We start from the raw sequence: 14023 nt of genomic DNA on the forward strand, positions 1-14023 counted from the left end.
CATGGCAAATCCAAATATCTTGCAGATGGGGCCATATCCTGAATGGGATCAAAGCCCGCTGGACGCGGCGTTTACGATGCATCGCTATTACGATGCCGCCGACCAGGCGGCTCTGTTGGCTGAGGTCGGGCCGCGTATTCTGGGCATCGCTACGCGCGGCGAACTTGGCGCCACACGCGCGGTGATCGAGGCCTGCCCAAACCTGGAAGTGATTGCTGTTTATGGCGTCGGTTTCGATGCCGTAGATATCGAAGCCTGCCGCGAAAAGGGCATCCGTGTGACGAACACGCCAGACGTTCTGACGAAGGATGTCGCAGATTTCGGCGTCGCGATGATGTTGGGTCTGGCGCGCGGTATCGTGCCGGGACAGGCTTGGGTCGAAGAGGGCAAATGGGCCAGCACCGGGATGCTGGATCTGACGCGCCGGGTCTGGGGCGGCAAGGTTGGGATCCTGGGTCTGGGCCGGATCGGGTTTGAGGTCGGGCGCCGTCTTGCCGGGTTCGATATGGACATCGCCTATAGCGATGTTGCAGCCAAGGACTATGCCCCCGATTGGACCTTTATGCCCGATGCCAAGGCGCTGGCCGCGCATTCGGATTATCTGTTCGTCACGCTCGCGGCCTCGGCAGCGACACGCCATATCGTGAATGCCGACGTGATAGAGGCGGTTGGCCCTGAGGGTATGATCATCAACATCTCGCGCGCATCGAATATCGATGAGGATGCGCTGATCGCTGCGTTGCAAAACGGCAAGCTGGGCCGTGCGGCGCTGGATGTGTTTGATGGCGAGCCGAATATCGACAAACGCTTCCTCGATCTGCCCAATGTGATGCTTCAGCCCCACCAGGCCTCGGGAACAGTGGAGACGCGCAAGGACATGGGCAAGTTGATGCGCGACAATCTGGCGGCGCATTTCGCCGGTCAGGATCTGCTGACGCCGGTTGTGTAGGGGAGCGCCATGAAATCCATCGTCATTCACGCAGCCCAAGATCTGCGGATCGAAGAACAAGAGGTCGCGACGCCTGGACCGGGCGAGGTGCAGATCAAGATGGTTGCAGGCGGGATTTGCGGATCGGACCTGCATTACTTCAACCATGGCGGTTTCGGCACTGTGCGCCTGAAGGAACCGATGGTTCTGGGCCATGAAGTGGCAGGTCATATCACAGCCTTGGGCGCGGGTGTCGAAGGGCTTTCGGTGGGTCAATTGGTGGCCATCTCGCCCTCGCGTCCTTGTCGGAATTGCCGCTTCTGCGACGAGGGCATGTTCAACCAATGCCTCAACATGCGGTTCTATGGCTCGGCCATGCCCTTCCCGCATATCCAAGGAGCCTTTCGCGAGGTGCTGGTGGCCGATGCGACGCAATGCGCACCTGCCGATGGATTGACCGCGGGCGAGGCGGCGATGGCCGAACCGTTGGCCGTGTGCCTGCACGCCACGCGTCGCGCTGGTCCGATGCTGGGCAAATCTGTATTGGTGACGGGCTGCGGGCCGATTGGGGTGCTGAGTATCCTGGCCGCACGTTGCGCCGGTGCGGATCGGATCGTGGCAACAGACCTTGGGCCCTTCCCGTTAGAGATGGCCAAGGCAGCTGGGGCAGATGAGGTTATCAATATGGCCGAGACATCTGACGCTCTGGCCGGGTTTGCGGCCGAAAAGGGCACGTTTGATGTGTTGTATGAGTGTTCTGGCGCGGCGCCCGCCTTGGCCAGTGGAATTGATGCGATGCGCCCCGGCGGTACCATCATGCAGCTTGGCCTTGGCGGGGACATGACCGTGCCGGTGCAGACGCTCACGGCGAAGGAGCTGTCCCTGAAAGGCTCCTTCCGTTTCCATGAAGAATTCTTCACCGGGGTCAGCCTGATGCAGAAGGGTCTCATCGATGTGAAGCCGTTCATCACCCACAATTTTCCCCTGGAGGATGCACGGGCCGCGTTCAAAATGGCAGGCGACCGGAGCCAGGCGATGAAGGCTCAGATCAGTTTCGCTTGAGTTCAAGCCAGTGGAAGTAGGCGGAATGGTCAAGCTCCGCCCCGTCGTGATGCGTGACCAGATCGTGAAATCCGGCCCGGATGGTGTCTGACAGCGGCAAGAACAGAGCGTTCTCGCTGGCCAGCGCTGCGGCATTGTCCAGGTCTTTGAGCTGGGCGACAGAGCGTCCGCCGGGCACATAGTCGCCTGCGACCATGCGTGCGCCGTGCAGATCCAAAATCCGGCTATCGGCGAAGCCGCCCATCAGCGCCGCCCGCGTTGCGGCGATATCGCAACCACCCGCTTGGGCCAGGCGCAGCCCCTCCGCCACGGCGCCAATGGTGATTGCCACGATAACTTGATTGGCGAGCTTCGCGGTCTGCCCCGCGCCGATGGAACCCAGATGGGTGGGGCGCCCGAGCGCGTCGAATATGGGCATCGCGCGATCGAAATCCTTGGCATTGCCGCCGACGAAAATCGATAGGCTCCCGGCTTCGGCGCCCACGACGCCGCCTGAGACCGGCGCATCGATAAAGACGAGACCCCGCGAGATGGCCTCCCGACCAAGCGCACGGTCTGTCTCAGGATCGACAGACCCCATGTCGATGATGAGCGCGCCCGGCGGCGCAGCGTCCAACACGCCATGATCCAGCAAGACCGCCCGCGTCGCGGGTCCGTCGAGCAGCATGGCGATCACGATATCGGCGTCCTGCACGGCCTCGGCCGGGGTGGTGGCGATCCGCGCGATATCGGCCAGTGGCAGGGCGCGGTCCGGGCTCCGATTCCAGACGCTCAGATCATGCCCCGCCATATGCAATCGCCGCGCCATAGGTGCCCCCATCAGGCCGGTGCCCAGAACTGCAACCCTCATGGCGCGCTCCCGATGGCGGCAAGCGCTGCCCGCGCCACGTCGATATCCTCGTCTCCCGTACCCGATCCGACGCCGATACCGCCCAAGAGCGCGCCCTCGACCATGATCGGCAAGCCACCGGGCAAGCCCGTCACCGCGCCATCTGTGGCCAATCCAATCAATGGTCGCACAGCCTCGGGAATGCTGGTGCTGTCAGCGCCGATCGAGGCTGCCGTTAGCGCCTTGGCCATAGCGGATTTACGGCTGAGAAACTTCGCTCCGGTCATCCGGCACACGGCAATGACTTCCCCCGAGCCATCCACGATCACGATACATTGTGGGCGGCCCATGGCCTCTGCCCGTGCGATGGCCGCCTGCAACATCGCCATCGCCCCTTGATGCGTGAGGATTCGGCTGTTTTGTGTAAAGGACATGGGCGCCGCCTTTCTTTCGATTGAACTCCCATAATGTTATCGATAACGTTCGGCGAAGCAAAGCAAGAAGAGGAGGCCCCGGCCGGTGTCGCATTTTGAAATCATTGACCCAAGCTTTGGACGCTTTGTTCTGGGCAATGCCACGGTAAAGCAGCTGGCCACAGGCTTCGACTGGGTTGAAGGACCTGTTTGGTTCGGGGATGCCAATTGCCTCCTTTTCTCAGATATCCCCAACAATCGAATCATGCGTTGGACGCCGGATGTCGGCATCTCGACCTTCCGTGCACCTTCCAACTATGCCAACGGCCATACCCGCGACCGGGAGGGCCGCTTGATCTCGTGCGAACATGGCACGCGCCGCGTGACGCGGACGGAATGGGACGGCCAGATCACGGTGATCGCCGACAGCTATGACGGCAAGCCTTTGAATTCGCCCAACGATGTCGTTGCGAAATCAGACGGCTCGATCTGGTTCTCGGACCCGCATTACGGGATCATGACAAATTACGAAGGCTTTCAGTCCGAACAGGAATTGCCTTGCGTCGTCTACCGGGTCGATCCCGCAACTGGCGCGATGGACGTTATGATCGACGATATGAATTGCCCCAACGGCCTTGCGTTCTCACCCGATGAACGCTTGCTCTACGTGGCCGATACCGGGCGCATGTTCTCTGACGACGCACAGCATATCCGGGTTTGGGACTGTGCCGAGGATGGCGCGTTGTCTGGTGGCGAGGTGTTTCATCAGATCGATCCCGGCGCGGCAGATGGTTTCCGTGTGGATAGCGATGGCAATCTCTGGTCTTCCGCGGCAGACGGCGTGCATTGCATCGCGCCCGATGGTCATCTGATGGGCAAGGTCCTGGTGCCAGAACTGGTCTCGAATGTATGCTTTGGCGGACGGGCCAAGCATGAACTTTACATCACGGCGACAACGAGCCTGTATCGGGTCACGCTTGTCCGGAACGGAGTGCAATACCCATGAGCGACGCGGATATCGGATTGATCGGATTGGGCACGATGGGGGCGGCCCTGGCGCTGAACATCGCTGATAACGGATTTGAGGTGGCGGTTTGGAACCGCACTACGGCCCGGACGCAGGAATTCGCCAAAGAAGCTGGTCCCTTCTTGGCGTCGCAGATCACGCCGACAGAAACGCTGAAGGATCTGGTCGCCGCGATCCGTGCGCCGCGCGCGATCATCTTGATGGTGCCCGCTGGTCAGCCGGTGGACGACCAAATCGCAGCTTTGGCCCCGCTTCTATCTCCCGGAGATCTGATCATCGACGCGGGCAATGCCAATTTCCGTGATACCAACCGGCGCAGCGCTGCCACCGGCAATATCGGCTTTTTCGGCATTGGTGTGTCCGGCGGGGAAGAGGGCGCGCGGAATGGGCCATCCATCATGGCTGGCGGTGACGCGGCCCATTGGTCGCGGGTCGAAACCATTCTGACCGCCATCGCGGCGGATTTCCAGGGGTCGCCATGCGTCGCCTATCTGGGCCCTGAAGGGGCCGGACATTTTGTGAAAACGGTGCATAACGGGATCGAATATGCCGATATGCAGATGATTGCCGAAACCTATGGCTTGATGCGCGACGGGATGGAGATGACGGCCCCCGAGATCGGCAATGTCTTTTCGGGTTGGAATGACGGCCCGCTGAAAAGCTACCTGATCGAGATTTCAGCGACGGTTGCGCGGACGCAGGATGCAGCGACGAATGGGCCGCTTTTGGATGTGATCGTCGATGCGGCGGGCCAGAAAGGCACGGGCCGCTGGACAGCGATTGAAGCACAGCATATCGCCGCTCCGGTTCCGGTGATTGAAGCTGCCGTTGCGGCCCGAAATCTGTCGGCCCGGCGCGACGCCCGCGCAGAGATGGAGGCACTGTTCGGTACAGGCCCCGTGCCGTTGAACGGCGATATCACATTGGATGAGATGGAACAGGCGCTGACCGCGGGCAAGATCCTATGCTACAGTCAGGGCTTCGGCATGATCGCCGCGGCCTCAAATGAATTCGGTTGGGATCTGTCCTTGCCCGACGTGGCGCGGGTCTGGCGCGAGGGTTGTATCATTCGGTCAGCCATGTTGGACGATATGGCAGCGGCTTTGTCCGACGATCCAAAGCGGGCTTTAATGGCTGCACCTGTCTTCGCGGAGATCTTGGCGGAAACCCATGTCGCGCTGCGCAAGGTGGTTGGGGCCGCGGTCGCCCATGGGATCGCGGTTCCCGCGTTGTCGTCCGGGCTTGCCTATTTCGACACGATGCGCACCGCGCGCGGCACTGCGAATATGATCCAAGGCCAGCGTGATTACTTCGGCCTTCACGGGTTTGAGCGGTTGGACGATGGCAGCTCAGGGCAACATGGACCCTGGGCGGTATAGAACGACATAATGCGTTGAAAAAACGTGGTTTATCAAGGAAATTGACGGTTTAACTCCGTTGAGTTCACTCACGCACCCGTAAAAATGTTATCGATAACTTTTTCCTTGACTCACTCTGCGTTATCATTGACGCTGTTATCGTTAACCGCACCTGCGATGGCAGTATTGGGAGGGTTCGGCTTGGCAAATACCGATGGTTTGACCTTCGATACAATCGTGAAATCCTTCGGGGGTACACAGGCGCTCAAGGGCGTTTCGCTGGGAATCGGACGTGGCGAGATTGTCGCGCTTCTGGGCGAAAATGGTGCCGGGAAATCCACGCTGATCAAGGTTCTGGGCGGTATTCACACTGCCGATAGCGGTCAGGTTGCAGTGGATGGCACCCCCTATCGTCACGTCGCCGGATCCGTGACCGAGCGCCAGGCGGTTGCCTTCATTCACCAGGATCTTGGCTTGATCGAATGGATGAGCGTCGCAGAGAACATCGCCATGGCCGTGGGTTACCCGCGCAAGGGGCGTTTTATCGATTGGCCCGCCGTCGAAGCGATCGCCGTCGACGCGTTGAAAAAGGTCGATGCAGAGTTTCCGCCGACCGCACGCGTCTCAAGCCTGAGCCGGACGGAGAAATCCCTGGTCGCCATTGCACGCGCCTTGGCGGTGGAGTGCGATTTCCTCGTGTTGGATGAGCCGACGGCGAGCCTGCCCGCCGATGAGGTCGAGCGGTTGTTCACCGCGTTGCGCCCCTTGCGCGAAAAAGGGGTGGGCATGATTTACGTCTCCCACCGTTTGGACGAGATTTTCAAGATCGCTGACCGGGTCGCGGTTTTGCGCGACGGGTCGATGGTGGGCGAACGCGATATCGCGGACACCACACCCGAAGAGCTTGTGTCGCTGATCGTCGGCCGCAAGACCCGTGAGATCGAACGTCCCGCGGCGCGGGAAGGCAGTGAGGTCCTGTCACTGAGGGGCTTTTGCACGGCCAATGCCGGGCCGGTCGAAGCCCATGTGCATCATGGTGAGTTGGTGGGATTGGTCGGGTTGCGCGGCGCCGGGCATGAAGAGATTGGCCGCGCTCTATACGGGATCACGCCCCATCAGGGTGAGGTGAAGCTTGATGGATCAGCCCCCGATCTAAGCTCGACCATTGCCGCGATGCGGTCCGGGATTGGATTTGTTGCCGGAGATCGTGTGGTGGAATCCATCGCGCCCGCTCTGACCATTCGCGAAAACGCCTTCATGAACCCCGCCGCTACGGGACGCCGTATGATGCAGATCATGGGCCGTCGCCAAGAAGATGAGATGACCCGAAAGCTGGGTGCGCGAGTGGGCTTGTCACCCAATGACCCGACCCTCGCTATCGAGGCGCTGTCGGGCGGCAACCAACAGAAAATCGTCGTCGGCCGCTGGCTTGACACCGGGCGACGCCTGCTGATCGCGGAAGACCCGACCGCCGGTGTCGATGTCGGGGCGAAGGCCGAGATCTACCATCTGCTCTATGAGGCTTTGGCCTCCGGGATGGGGGTGTTGGTCGTGTCCACCGATTTCGAAGAAATCGCCAATATCTGTCACCGCGCGCTTGTATTCAGCCGCGGCCATGTCGTCGCAGAATTGTCCGGCGACACTTTGACCACCGAAACGCTCATCCAGGCCGCATCGGCCAGTGACGAAGCCGCCTGAAAGAAACGCCCATGAACTCCGTTGAATCCGACGCATTGGAACCCACCCGAGATGAGCTGCAAGGGATGAGCTTTGCGCAAAAGCTGATCCGCCTGGTGCCGGTTTATGGCCTGGTCATCCTGACGGTCTTTTTGATCATCCTGTTTTCGGTTCTGTTGCCGAATACTTTTCCTACGATCCTGAACCTGCGGGCCATTGTCTCGGATAAATCCATCATTGCGCTGCTATCGCTGGCTGCGATGATCCCGATGGTGGCGGGCCGGATCGACCTGACGGTCGGCTACGGTATCGTACTGTGGCACATCCTCGCGATTTCATTGCAGACGCTCTATGGTTTCCCATGGCCGGTTGCCGTTGTGACCGTGATCGGGCTTGGCGCGTTGACGGGGTTGTTCAATGGTTTCTTGGTCGAAATCGCAAAGATCGACGCGTTTATTGCGACGCTTGGCACCGGCACGGTGCTCTATGCGCTGGCCCTGTGGCATACGGGTGGTCGTCAGGTCGTCGGTGTTTTGCCGGATGGCTTTTACGCGCTGAACGGGACGTTCGTGTTCGGCCTGCCGATCACCGGGTTCTACGTTCTGGGGATCACCATATTCCTTTGGATCTTGCTGGAATTCACCTCTGTCGGGCGGTTTCTTTACGCCATCGGGGCGAACCAGAAGGCCGCGGCGCTGAACGGTATCCCGACCCGCAAATACGTTGTCGGCGCTTTCATCGCTTCGGGGTCTCTGACCGCACTGACCGGCGTGCTGCTGGCGTCGAAGTTGCGGATTGGTCAGGCCAGTGTCGGCCTTGAATTCCTACTGCCTGCTCTGGTCGGTGCTTTCCTGGGCTCGACCACGATCAAGCCTGGCCGCGTGAATGTCTGGGGCACGATTGTCGGCGTGATCATCCTGGCTGTCGGCATCTCGGGCATTCAGCAATTTGGCGGATCCTTCTGGGTTGAGCCGTTATTCAACGGCGCCACGCTGCTGATCGCCATCGGCATCGCCGGATATGCACAACGCAAGAAGGGCTCTGGACGCTAAGGCCGGGCCGAGAATTTACAGCTTAAATGGGAGTATAAGCAGATGTTAAGAACAGTTTTAACGGCCAGTGTTGCAGCCGCGATGGCGTTTGCGCCGACACTTGCACCGGCCCAGACCACGGTCGACGAGGCCATGGCCCAGGTCGAGCAACATGCCGGCCGCAAGACTGAGTGGGACGGTCCCACGGAGGGTCCGGCTGCCTATGAAGGCGCCACGATTGTGGTGCTGGCCGGTGATCTGACGAATGGCGGCATCCTGGGTGTAACCAATGGTGTCGAAGAGGCCGCAGCTGCCATCGGGTGGGACGTTCGTGTGTTGGATGGCGGTGGATCAATTCAGGGCCGCACGGCTGCGATCGGTCAGGCGTTGGCCCTGCAGCCCGATGGCATCATCATCAACGGGTTTGACGCGATCGAACAGCAAGCTGCCCTGGAACAGGTGCGTGCGGCAGAGATCCCGTTGGTCAGCTGGCATGCTGGCCCCGTAATTGGCCCGGACGCTGACAACGGCATTTTCACCAATGTGTCCACCGATGCGATGGAGGTCTCTGCCGCAGCCGCGATGTGGGCATTTGCCGATGCGGGTGGTGAGCCCGGCGTGGTGATCTTCACCGATTCAACCTTTGAGATCGCGATTGCCAAAGCCGACCGCATCCAAGAGGTGATCGAACAACTTGGCGGCACCGTTCTGGAATATGTCGACACGCCGATTGCCGATACATCCAACCGGATGCCGACCCTGACCACTGCCCTGTTGCAGCGCCACGGCGAGGCTTGGACGCATTCGATTGCCATCAACGACATCTATTTCGACTTCATGGGGCCTAGCTTGGCCGCCGCTGGCATTCCGGGCGATGCGCGCCCATTGGCCGTGGCCGCCGGGGATGGATCGGAAAGCGCATATCAGCGTATCCGGGCCGGGCAGTATCAGGCCATCACCGTGGCCGAGCCGCTGAACCTGCAAGGTTGGCAGATCGTCGATGAGATGAACCGCGCGCTGAACGGGGCAGAATGGTCCGGCTACCTGTCGCCGTTGCACGTTGTCACGCCTGACAACATCGATTTCGATGGCGGTGACAGAAATCTGTTCGATCCCGCCAACGGATATCGCGATGAGTATTCCGCGATCTGGGGTGTGAACTAACCTGCTTCTCCCTGTCGGGTCGGCCTGGCGATTTTGTCAGGCCGGTTCCGCAAAAGATGCGCCGTCGGAGAGATCCGGGGGCGCATTTTTTGTTGGCCGGCGCCAACGCTGCAATCGAGAGAGATTCGGTCGGCCCATGAAAATACACGCTCCTGCATCTGGCCAAATCAGACCCCAGCCCGCTTTCCACCTCCAGATTATTGATGATTCCAGCCAAATCACCTTCTGATGATATCGTTAACACTTGACGTATGTTATCGATACCATTTAGCCTCTTCTGAAAAATAGCTTCAGGGAGGAAGACGCTATGCCCGAAACCAAACCGATCATTTCGATGCGCGACATCGTAAAACGCTTTGGGGGGGTTGTGGCGCTCGACGGCGTTGATCTGGATGCCTATGCGGGTGAGGTCCTGGCGATTGTCGGCGATAACGGCGCCGGGAAATCCACCCTGATCAAGATCCTGACCGGCGTCTACCAGCCCACATCCGGGCGTATCATTCTGGATGACGACGACTTTGTGATGGCCGACCATTCCGAGGCGATTACCCATGGTATCGATGCTGTCTATCAGAACCTTGCCTTGGCCGATCACCTAACACCGGCGCAGAACCTATTCCTCGGATCGGAACTGACCCGATCCGTCCTGGGCATTCCGATCCTGGATAATGCTACCATGGATGCGGAGGCGACTGAGGTCCTGAAGTCGCGCCTGGGTGTCACGCTGCGCGATATGAGCGCGCCGACTGAAAGCCTCTCGGGTGGACAACGTCAGGCTGTCGCTATTGCTCGGGCGGTCCGCCACGCCGATTTGCGGATCCTGGTCATGGATGAACCGACCGCGGCACTTGGCCCCCAGGAAACCGCGCGGACGCTGCAATTGATCAAAACGCTGCGCGATCAGGGGCTGGCGGTCATCGTGATCTCACACTCGCTCGATGATGTGTTCGAGATCGCCGACCGCATCCATGTGCAAAGGCGCGGGAAATGCGCCGGTGTCGTGAAGGCGGCTGACACCAGCACCGAAGAGGTGCTGGCCCTTATCACCGGCGCCAAGCTCGCGGCCTAAAAGGAAAAGAACCATGTCTGACGTCACCGCAGCGGCCCGCCCCACTCTTCTCCAACGTATCGAACCCGTCATGGGCATCCTTGGCCCGTTGGTCATGATCTTATTGATCGCGATCTTTATGGGGATCTTTGAACCGGCTCGGTATTTCCGGTTGTCGAATATGAATCAAATCCTGCTGGATGCGGCGCTTTATATGCCGATGGCCATGGCTATGACCTTCGTCATCACGCAGCGCGGGATCGATCTATCGATCGGATCGGTTGCAGCACTTTCCGCGATTATTATGGCGTTTCTGATCCGGCAATATGGTTTTCCAGCCTGGACAGCGGCCATGATCGCCCTGTCCCTTGGGGCGTTGATGGGCCTGCTCAATGGTCTTGTCATCACCCGGCTGAATGTGCCGGATCTGATCGGCACGCTGGCCATGGACCTGGTTTATCGCGGCCTCGCGCTGGTTCTGGCGAAGGGCCTCGTGCTGGCTCGTTTCCCGGATCTTGTGACCGAAATTGGCCGTGGGCAGTCGCTTGTCATCCTGCCGACGCCAGTGGTGATCGGTCTACTGACGATGATCTTCGGCTATATCCTGCTCCGCCGGACGTATTTCGGGCGCTACACGATTGCCATCGGCTCGAACCCCGAAGCGTCTGAGATGACCGGCGTGTCGGTGAACCGCCATAAGATCTACGCCTATGTGCTGATGGGCACCATGGCAGCGCTGGCGGGTATCATGTTGATGGGCAAGCTGAACGCGATCCAGGCAACCTCGGCGCCCTATTTCAACCTTCACGTCATTGCGGCGGTTGTGGTCGGCGGCACATCACTGTTCGGTGGGCGCCCGTCGATCATCGGATCTTTGGCAGGGGTTTTGCTTTTGTCGATGATGATCAATGCGCTGGTCACTTTGCGGATCGAATTCTTCTGGCAGTCAGTGGCCTCGGGCGTGGTCATCATCCTGTCGGTCGCTGCCTATGCGTGGCTGCTGAAGAAGGACCGCGATGGCTCTGGGTCTTTGGCTGAGACGCTGAAGAACCCCGAGACCATCAAATTGATCAAACTCAGCGGCATCATCCTGGGCGCGATCCTGATCCTCGGTGCGCTGGGGGCGGGCCTTGCGACCCCTCCGGGCGCCAGCGGCTGATCACACAAAAAAGAACCAAACGACATCTAAATGGGAGATTAAGATGACATATGTTCAAAAAACCGGGCTCGCTGCGATGGCGACGGCCGTGATCTTGGGGGCGGGCATGGCTGCGGCGGATGGGCACTTGCCTCTGGTGGCGCTGCCGGATGATGGTGACCGCGACTACTGGCTGCCGGAGCAGGTGAATGCGGAAGGCGCCCTGGATGCATTGCAAGAGGTCGTCGGCACCGACGCGGTTCCGTTCTCGGGCACATTGGAAGAGCCGATCCAGATCGCACTGATCTACCCGTCGGCCGATACCTCGGATTTCTGGGCGCGCAACTATCTCGCGTTGATCCGTCGTTTGGATGAGTTGGGCATTCCATATGAGACGACGGAATTCGCCAGCCGCCAGATTGAGCATTCGCTGCAGGCCACTTATGCCAGCCAGGTGGAACAGGATGCCGATATCTACGATTTCGTTATCTTTGGGCCATCGGAGCTGGCCACTCAGGCGGACAATATCGACAAGCTCGCCGGAAACCCTGACCTGACCACCTTTGTCTGGGCCTTCCACACGCCGCTGCAATATCTCGATAATCAGCCTGCCAATTGGTTCGATTTCTCGTCCGCGGCGGGGGCTCTGGTGATGTGTGACTACATGCTGGAGCGTTTGGGCAACGATGTGACCTACGCCATGAACCGCGGCATTCCCGGAATCACCGACAACCAGCGCTCAGGCGATTGGTCGGCCTGCGTGGAAGAAAACGGCAATTGGGAATTGGCCTATGAACATTACGGCGAATACAGCCGGGAAGGCGGCTTCGAAGGCACGCAGCTGATGCTGCAGGCCTATCCCGAGGCGACTGTGATCCATAACGCGAACACAGCGATGTCGATGGGCTCGGTCGAGGCGCAATTGGCCGTCGACGCGGCGCAAAACGTCTTCTCCACTGGCTGGGGCGGTACTGGCCTTGAGCTGGATGCGATCCGCCGTGGTGAGTTGAACGCCACGCCGATGCGGATGGGGGACGACGTGGGCGCTGCCACGGCTGAGGCGATCCGCTATCATCTGGAAGGCCGTGGTGAAGAATTGCCCTTCGTTTTCTTGGGCCGCATCACCGTGGCGCATGATGAGATGTCCGAAGAAGAATTGACGGCATTGCAAGAAGAAGCCTTCCGCTTCTCCGGTGTCGACGCACTGGAACGTTAACGTGCGCTGACAGCCAGGGCCTGGGCCCTGGCTGTCTCTGCTCTCTTTCCATTGTGGGTAAAGGGCCGTCTTCAGGCTCAGATTGCCATGCTTACGGTAGAGTGGCGTGGACCGGATTGGACTATAGCGCTTCGGCCTTGACCAGTGAGTGCACGTCATCGACCCGGGCCGTATCCAGATCCTGTTCCGAGATTCCGAAGTTCTGGCCCATCAGCTTTTCGATCCCGCGCACCAAGGCGAGCGCGTCGAGCCCATAGTAGCGCATGAGATAAGCGCGTGAGCCGCCGTGGGCATAAGTGTCTTTCAGGCCGAGTCTCACCAGTTTCTTGCCGACACCCGCATCGGCCAGGCTCTCGGCGACCAATGATCCGATCCCACCTTCGGTGACATGGTTTTCCAGAGTGATCACGCCGTGTTTCACAGACCCGATATGATCCAGTAATGCGGTTGCGTCGAACGGTTTGATCGTATGCAGATGCAGGTGCCGGATGCTCAAACCTGCTTTCGAAAATGCGGCGCGGGCGCGCATTGCCTCTTCGGTGCAAATGCCCGAGGTCACGACAAGCACATCGTCGCCTTCGGACAATACCCGCATCTCGCCCACCTTAATCGGAGTGTCGAAGAGGCGCGGGACAGACCCGCGCAGCACGCGGCACCAGACCGGGCCGTCAATGCTATCGGCAGCCTCGCAGATGCTTTCCACTTCGGTCGCATCCCCTGTTTCCAGGATGGTCATGTTGGGGATCGAGCGCATCACCGAGATATCTTCGATCGATTGATGCGTCATGCCGCCGGGCGTCGTGACGCCGGGCAAGAACCCCATCAGACGCACCTTGCGGCGGGGATAGGCGATTGACGCCATCAACTGATCATAGGGCCTGCGATACATGAAGACGCCAAATGTGTGGATGAAAGGACGATAACCTGCCAGGCCAAGGCCGCCTGCGAAGCTCATCATGTTTTGCTCCGCCATCCCGAGGGAGAGAAACTGATCGGGATGGCGGTCGCGGAAGCCATCGATCTCGCAGGACGACGTCAGATCCGCGGAGAGACACAGAATGTCAGGGTTTCCGGCGGCGAAGTTCTCGAATGCTGTGGCATAGGGTCGGCTTACCATTTCAACCATAGGCGC

Annotated in this window: 13 protein-coding genes; 10 read left to right on the plus strand and 3 right to left on the minus strand. The window is 59.8% G+C overall.

Translation table 11 applies throughout. The features are described 5' to 3' along the window. Position 1: 1 nt before the first annotated feature. Together V8J82_RS21585 and V8J82_RS21590 are read left to right on the plus strand one after the other, a co-directional pair. Positions 2–949: a 2-hydroxyacid dehydrogenase gene (locus V8J82_RS21585; RefSeq protein WP_339978679.1), complete on the plus strand. Its 948-nt coding sequence runs from the start codon at positions 2–4 to the stop codon at positions 947–949. A gap of 9 nt (positions 950–958) precedes the next feature. Then, positions 959–1990, plus strand: coding sequence for an L-idonate 5-dehydrogenase (locus V8J82_RS21590; protein ID WP_339978682.1), 1032 nt, complete (start codon positions 959–961; stop codon positions 1988–1990). On the opposite strand, the gene V8J82_RS21595 is transcribed toward V8J82_RS21590, so the two are convergent. Next, on the minus strand, positions 1977–2906 hold the full coding sequence (locus tag V8J82_RS21595; protein WP_339978938.1) for an NAD(P)-dependent oxidoreductase: 930 nt from the start codon (positions 2904–2906) through the stop codon (positions 1977–1979). The genes V8J82_RS21590 and V8J82_RS21595 overlap by 14 nt on opposite strands. Continuing rightward, positions 2837–3253, minus strand: a complete 417-nt coding sequence (locus V8J82_RS21600; protein ID WP_339978685.1) for a GlcG/HbpS family heme-binding protein — start codon at positions 3251–3253, stop codon at positions 2837–2839. The genes V8J82_RS21595 and V8J82_RS21600 overlap by 70 nt, the downstream gene beginning before the upstream one ends. Positions 3254–3338: 85 nt before the next feature. Here V8J82_RS21600 and V8J82_RS21605 point away from each other — a divergent pair, with 85 nt between their 5' ends. The 8 genes from V8J82_RS21605 to V8J82_RS21640 all read left to right on the plus strand — a co-directional run bounded on the left by V8J82_RS21605 (position 3339) and on the right by V8J82_RS21640 (position 12891). Further along, on the plus strand, positions 3339–4238 hold the full coding sequence (locus V8J82_RS21605; RefSeq protein WP_339978687.1) for an SMP-30/gluconolactonase/LRE family protein: 900 nt from the start codon (positions 3339–3341) through the stop codon (positions 4236–4238). Then, positions 4235–5638, plus strand: coding sequence for an NADP-dependent phosphogluconate dehydrogenase (gene gnd / locus V8J82_RS21610; RefSeq protein WP_339978690.1), 1404 nt, complete (start codon positions 4235–4237; stop codon positions 5636–5638). Before V8J82_RS21605 ends, gnd begins: the two co-directional genes overlap by 4 nt. 156 nt (positions 5639–5794) lie before the next feature. Further along, the gene (locus V8J82_RS21615) at positions 5795–7315 is read left to right on the plus strand and encodes a sugar ABC transporter ATP-binding protein (RefSeq protein WP_339978692.1); all 1521 of its coding nucleotides are present in this window, start codon (positions 5795–5797) and stop codon (positions 7313–7315) included. 11 nt (positions 7316–7326) lie between these two features. Further along, complete coding sequence (locus tag V8J82_RS21620; RefSeq protein WP_339978694.1) at positions 7327–8346, plus strand: ABC transporter permease; 1020 nt, start codon at positions 7327–7329, stop codon at positions 8344–8346. A gap of 42 nt (positions 8347–8388) precedes the next feature. Continuing rightward, positions 8389–9489 (plus strand): substrate-binding domain-containing protein, encoded by a 1101-nt coding sequence (locus V8J82_RS21625; protein ID WP_339978696.1) that lies wholly within the window; start codon positions 8389–8391, stop codon positions 9487–9489. 307 nt (positions 9490–9796) lie between these two features. After that, a complete protein-coding gene (locus tag V8J82_RS21630; RefSeq protein ID WP_339978698.1) occupies positions 9797–10558 on the plus strand; it encodes an ATP-binding cassette domain-containing protein in 762 nt (253 codons plus the stop codon). A 13-nt stretch (positions 10559–10571) separates the two neighbouring features. Continuing rightward, on the plus strand, positions 10572–11696 hold the full coding sequence (locus V8J82_RS21635; protein ID WP_339978701.1) for an ABC transporter permease: 1125 nt from the start codon (positions 10572–10574) through the stop codon (positions 11694–11696). A 43-nt stretch (positions 11697–11739) separates the two neighbouring features. Next, the gene (locus V8J82_RS21640) at positions 11740–12891 is read left to right on the plus strand and encodes a substrate-binding domain-containing protein (protein WP_339978703.1); all 1152 of its coding nucleotides are present in this window, start codon (positions 11740–11742) and stop codon (positions 12889–12891) included. A gap of 121 nt (positions 12892–13012) precedes the next feature. On the opposite strand, the gene V8J82_RS21645 is transcribed toward V8J82_RS21640, so the two are convergent. Next, positions 13013–14017 carry a transketolase family protein gene (locus tag V8J82_RS21645; RefSeq protein WP_339978706.1) on the minus strand — a complete coding sequence of 335 codons (1005 nt, stop codon included), beginning with the start codon at positions 14015–14017 and terminating at the stop codon, positions 13013–13015. Positions 14018–14023: the final 6 nt, after the last annotated feature.

This window comes from Gymnodinialimonas mytili (assembly GCF_037544085.1).
GTDB classification, from domain to species: Bacteria; Pseudomonadota; Alphaproteobacteria; order Rhodobacterales; family Rhodobacteraceae; genus Gymnodinialimonas; species Gymnodinialimonas mytili.

Coding starts and splice junctions, on each gene's coding strand:
- V8J82_RS21585 (WP_339978679.1), top strand. CDS start 2: ATGGCAAATCCAAATATCTTGCAGATGGGGCCATATCCTGAATGGGAT.
- V8J82_RS21590 (WP_339978682.1), top strand. CDS start 959: ATGAAATCCATCGTCATTCACGCAGCCCAAGATCTGCGGATCGAAGAA.
- V8J82_RS21600 (WP_339978685.1), bottom strand. CDS start 3,253: ATGTCCTTTACACAAAACAGCCGAATCCTCACGCATCAAGGGGCGATG.
- gnd (WP_339978690.1), top strand. CDS start 4,235: ATGAGCGACGCGGATATCGGATTGATCGGATTGGGCACGATGGGGGCG.
- V8J82_RS21615 (WP_339978692.1), top strand. CDS start 5,795: ATGGCAGTATTGGGAGGGTTCGGCTTGGCAAATACCGATGGTTTGACC.
- V8J82_RS21620 (WP_339978694.1), top strand. CDS start 7,327: ATGAACTCCGTTGAATCCGACGCATTGGAACCCACCCGAGATGAGCTG.
- V8J82_RS21625 (WP_339978696.1), top strand. CDS start 8,389: ATGTTAAGAACAGTTTTAACGGCCAGTGTTGCAGCCGCGATGGCGTTT.
- V8J82_RS21630 (WP_339978698.1), top strand. CDS start 9,797: ATGCCCGAAACCAAACCGATCATTTCGATGCGCGACATCGTAAAACGC.
- V8J82_RS21635 (WP_339978701.1), top strand. CDS start 10,572: ATGTCTGACGTCACCGCAGCGGCCCGCCCCACTCTTCTCCAACGTATC.
- V8J82_RS21640 (WP_339978703.1), top strand. CDS start 11,740: ATGACATATGTTCAAAAAACCGGGCTCGCTGCGATGGCGACGGCCGTG.
- V8J82_RS21645 (WP_339978706.1), bottom strand. CDS start 14,017: ATGGTTGAAATGGTAAGCCGACCCTATGCCACAGCATTCGAGAACTTC.